The sequence below is a fragment of the Paraburkholderia sp. Ac-20347 genome, from assembly GCF_017104805.1.
GTDB lineage: Bacteria > Pseudomonadota > Gammaproteobacteria > Burkholderiales > Burkholderiaceae > Paraburkholderia > Paraburkholderia tropica.
This window is the reverse complement of sequence record NZ_JAAGPN010000440.1, coordinates 1-4118: the sequence shown is the minus strand read 5'-3', so window position 1 is coordinate 4118 and position 4118 is coordinate 1. Positions and strand designations below refer to the sequence as shown.

The following is a 4118-nucleotide window of genomic DNA, read 5'->3' as shown; positions in this document are numbered from 1 at the left end:
GTGCTGCCAGCGCTGCCCGGCTGGGCGGCGGACGGCGCCTGCGGATCGCGAGGCGCGGAAGACGGCTGCTGCGGGAGCGGGGGCGAAGGACGAGGGGCCATATCAGTGCGAGTGGATGCCGCAGTATCGCACGCGTGATCGGCGGTTGCGCGGGAAACGTATGAGGATGCGTCCGCGGCGGTGCGCACCTCGGCGGACGCCGCCAGCGCGTCGTCGGTCAGCGTCTGCACGCTGTCGTCGGCGCCGGGGAGATCCGTGGCCGCCGGGGCGTGGGTGCCGCTCGAGGCGTCAGGCCGTTTCATCGCTTGCTCCGGTCTTTGCGGGGTGCCGCGCCGCGCGGCCCGCTCAGGCCGCCGCGCTGCTTTCCTGCATCGAGGCGCGCGAACGCGGCTTCAGATGCGAGGCGAACTGCTCGGACGCCGCGTGCCACGAAAAACGCTCGGCCCACGCGCGCGCCGTCGCGCGGTCGATCTTGAGCGCTTCGAGACAGGCTTCGCGCAGGTCCTCGTTCATCGCGCCGGCATCGCCGCCGCTGAGCACGTCGATCGGGCCCGTCACCGGATACGCGGCCACCGGCGTGCCGCAGGCGAGCGCTTCGAGCAGCACGAGACCGAAGGTATCGGTGCGGCTCGGGAACACGAACACATCGGCGGCTGCGTAGACCTTGGCCAGTTCGGGCTGGCTCAGCACGCCCAGATAGTTCGCCTGCGGATAGCGCGACTTCAGTTCGGCGAGCGCCGGACCTTCGCCGCACACCCACTTCGAGCCGGGCAGATCGAGCTTGAGAAAAGCCTCGACGTTCTTCTCCACGGCCACGCGGCCGACGTAGAGGAAGATCGGGCGCGCGGTGTTGAGCACCTTCGATTCCATCGGATGGAAGATCTCGAGATCGACGCCGCGCGTCCACAGCACGACGTTGGTGAAGCCGAACTTTTCGAGGTCGGCCTTCACCACGGGCGTGGGCGCCATCACCGCGAGCGACGGCTTGTGGAACCAGCGCAGGAAGCGATAGGTCGCCGACAGCGGAATGCCGAAGCGCGCCTGCACGTACTCGGGAAAGCGCGTGTGATAGGCGGTCGTGAAGGGCAGGTCGTGGTCGATTGCGTAACGGCGCGCGGCGAGGCCGAGCGGGCCTTCGGTCGCGATGTGGATGGCGTCGGGGCCGAACGCGTCGATGCGCTCGCGCAGATGCCCGCGCGGAAACAGCGAGAGCCGGATTTCCGGGTAGGTCGGGCACGGAATCGTGCGGAATTCGAGCGGCGTGAGCAGCTCGACCTGATGGCCGAGCGCGATCAGCTCGCGCGTGGTGTTCTTGAGCGTGCGGACTACGCCGTTGACCTGCGGCTCCCATGCATCGGTCACGATCATGATCTTCATCGGTCGGAGGCCCTCTGGTGGTGCGGTTGGTGTGGCGTCGGCGCGCCGTATCGGACGGACGCGGCCGGCGCCGTGCCCGACGCGTCTACAGCGTGTTCACGGCGCGCGTGGGGATAAAGGCGGCGGACGTTCAAGCGCGGCCCGTGTGAATCCGGCGAGGCGGCCGCGCCGCTCAGGCCGCGCTCACGCGCGCCTTGCGGCCCGCCGTTTGCGCCTGCGGCGACTGCATCACCGTCCAGTAGACGATGCGCAGTTCGCCCTCGAAGGTCTCGACGAGCGCCGACAGACTCTCGACCCAGTCGCCGTCGTTGCAGTACAGCACGCCGTCGATTTCGCGGATCTCGGCCTTGTGGATGTGACCGCAGACCACGCCGTCGCAGCCGCGGCGGCGCGCTTCGTCGGTCATCACGCGCTCGAACGACGAGATGAAGTTCACGGCGTTCTTGACCTGGTGCTTGAGGTACTGCGAGAGCGACCAGTACTGGAAGCCGAGCTTCGCGCGGATGCGGTTGAACCAGCGGTTCAGCACGAGGATCACGGTATAGGCCGAGTCGCCGAGATAGGCGAGCCACTTCGCGTGCTGGATCACGCCGTCGAACAGATCGCCGTGCACGACCCACAGGCGCTTGCCGGCGAGCGTCGTGTGGAACGCTTCCTCGCGCACGTGGATGTCGCCGAACGCGAGATTGCAGAACTGGCGCGCGCCTTCGTCGTGGTTGCCCGGGATATAGATGACCTGGGTGCCCTTGCGCGCCTTGCGCAGCACTTTCTGCACGACGTCGTTGTGCGCCTGCGGCCAGAACCAGCCCTTGCGCAGCTGCCAGCCGTCGATGATGTCGCCGACGAGGTACAGGTACTCCGACTCGTTATGGCGCAGGAAGTCGAGCAGATAGTTCGCCTGGCAGCCGTTGGTGCCGAGATGGATGTCGGATAGCCAGATCGTGCGGTAGCGGGTCGGGGCGGGGTGATCGTCGTCGTGAGCGTCTGGCGACGTGTCGCCCTGGAGGGGCAGAGGAGGAGGGTTGAGCGTCGCGGCGCTCGGACCGGAGTGAAAGGCGGCGGGATCGGCACCGGGGCCGGAGGTCTGCCGGAAAAGTGGGGTCGCGGTCGTCTTCTGGGCCATGGCACACGCGGCAGGTTGCAATGTGCGCATTGCGCCATGTGGCCGTGACGACGCCGTGACAGTCACAAGAAGGTCTTGTTACTTGCCCTCGGGTGCGTTTGCGGGCGGGCGCCAAGGCCGCGCGGGGCCTGGTGTTGCGTCGCGACGCGCGTGAACGGTGACGCGCGCGTACCGCCCCATGACATTTCGATGACGTGGTTTGGCGGCAACGCGGCTATCGACCGGATTTTTTCGCGCCGGCGCGTGCGACGGTTTTTCGGTCTTCAGCGCGGCACGGCGACGATGCGCGTGCCCGCGAGTCGATCGTGCGGGAAGCGACGTTCGCGGTCGAAACGCGCGGCGGCGGCCCAGAGCGCGAACCAGACGGCTTCGAGCGCGAGCGTGTGCGGAATCGTGAGATCGAGCAGCGGATGCAGCACGAGCGGCGGCAGGAACCAGAGCCACGCGGCCAGGTAGCGCAGCGTCGCGCGGCCCAGCGTCGGCGGCGCGCCGTCAGGGCCGACGACGCGCATGCGCCAGGTTTTCATCGGCAGCGTCTGACCGCCGCGATGCCAGAAGCCGACGAAGTAGAGCCCGGCCACCAGCACGATCCACGCCGACATCGCCCGATGGTAGGTGTAGCCGTTGCGCTGCTGCATGACGAGGCTGAACGCGAGCCCGGCGATGAAGATCACGCCGAACAGCAGCACGCTTTCGTAGACGAGCGAGGCGAGGCGGCGTCGCAGGGTGACGGGTGCGGGGATGGGCGAGGTGGTTGTCGCGGCAGTGGCGGAATCGGCGGAATCCGCAACGGGGAGAGCGGTGGAAGCGCGGTCGTTCACGTTGGCGTCGCGGTGTCGGCGGAGTCGGAATGAGGGCGGGACACCGCAAGAATAACCGCGAACGTGGACAGGGCGAAACGCGTGCTAATGCCAGGCTTGGCGCCAGGCGAAGTGACGGCGCACGGCAGGCTCAGGAGCCCTTGAACGCCGCAGGCGCTTCGGCGGGCGACACCGGCACCGGAATCGCGGGCTCGAAGCTGCCGGCCGCCGGAATGCTGGCGGCGGCCGCCGCGGCCGTGCCGCTGTTCTGGCCGGTCGAGCCCGGTTGTTCGGGCACCGCCGGCGCGGGCACGCCGTTCACGCCCGACGCGTTGCCGGCGGCGCGCGCACGGGCGCGATGCTCGCGTTCATTGACGAGGCGCTCGATGTCGCGGATCTCGCTCTTGTTGCCGCTCGGCGGCGCGCTGACCACCGTGCGGCGCTTGCGCTCGCTGGCGGCGAGCTTCGCCTTTTGCTCGTCGGAGAGTTCCTGGTACGCCTTCCACGCACGCTGACGCGCCTGCGCGGGCAGTTCCTTCGAAACCTGATAGTTCTCGCGCGCGACGCGGCGCTGCTCGGGCGTCATGCGCACCCATTCGGCCATGCGTTCCTGCAAGCGCTTTTGCGCTTCGGGTGTCATCTTCGGGTAACGCGCGGCGATCCGCAGCCATTTGCGCTTGCGTTCGTCGCTGAAACGATCCCACTCGCTGGCGAACGGCGCGAGTGCGACACGCTGCGCGTCGCTCAGGCGCGACCACGCCAGCGGACCGCTGTTGCCGGGTTGCTGGGCGAACGGTGCCGTGGCCGCCGGTTCGGCG

Annotated in this window: 5 protein-coding genes; all 5 read right to left on the bottom strand. The window is 68.6% G+C overall.

Annotated elements, in window-relative coordinates; genetic code table 11:
• On the bottom strand, positions 1–302 hold a 302-nt coding region (locus G3N97_RS37185), incomplete at its 3' end, for a hypothetical protein (protein WP_205997753.1).
• Positions 303–345: 43 nt separating this feature from the next.
• A complete protein-coding gene (locus G3N97_RS37180) occupies positions 346–1377 on the bottom strand; it encodes a glycosyltransferase family 1 protein (RefSeq protein WP_205997752.1) in 1032 nt (343 codons plus the stop codon).
• Between the two features lie 172 nt (positions 1378–1549).
• Positions 1550–2500, bottom strand: coding sequence for a UDP-2,3-diacylglucosamine diphosphatase (locus G3N97_RS37175; RefSeq protein WP_205997751.1), 951 nt, complete (start codon positions 2498–2500; stop codon positions 1550–1552).
• A 263-nt stretch (positions 2501–2763) separates the two neighbouring features.
• A complete protein-coding gene (locus G3N97_RS37170; RefSeq protein WP_346778177.1) occupies positions 2764–3243 on the bottom strand; it encodes an RDD family protein in 480 nt (159 codons plus the stop codon).
• 208 nt (positions 3244–3451) lie between these two features.
• A partial coding sequence (locus G3N97_RS37165) for a DUF3106 domain-containing protein (RefSeq protein ID WP_205997749.1) occupies positions 3452–4118 on the bottom strand: 667 nt, incomplete at its 5' end.

Excerpts from the sequence above, each read along its gene's own strand:
- G3N97_RS37180 (WP_205997752.1), bottom strand. The coding sequence starts at position 1,377 with ATGAAGATCATGATCGTGACCGATGCATGGGAGCCGCAGGTCAACGGC.
- G3N97_RS37175 (WP_205997751.1), bottom strand. The coding sequence starts at position 2,500 with ATGGCCCAGAAGACGACCGCGACCCCACTTTTCCGGCAGACCTCCGGC.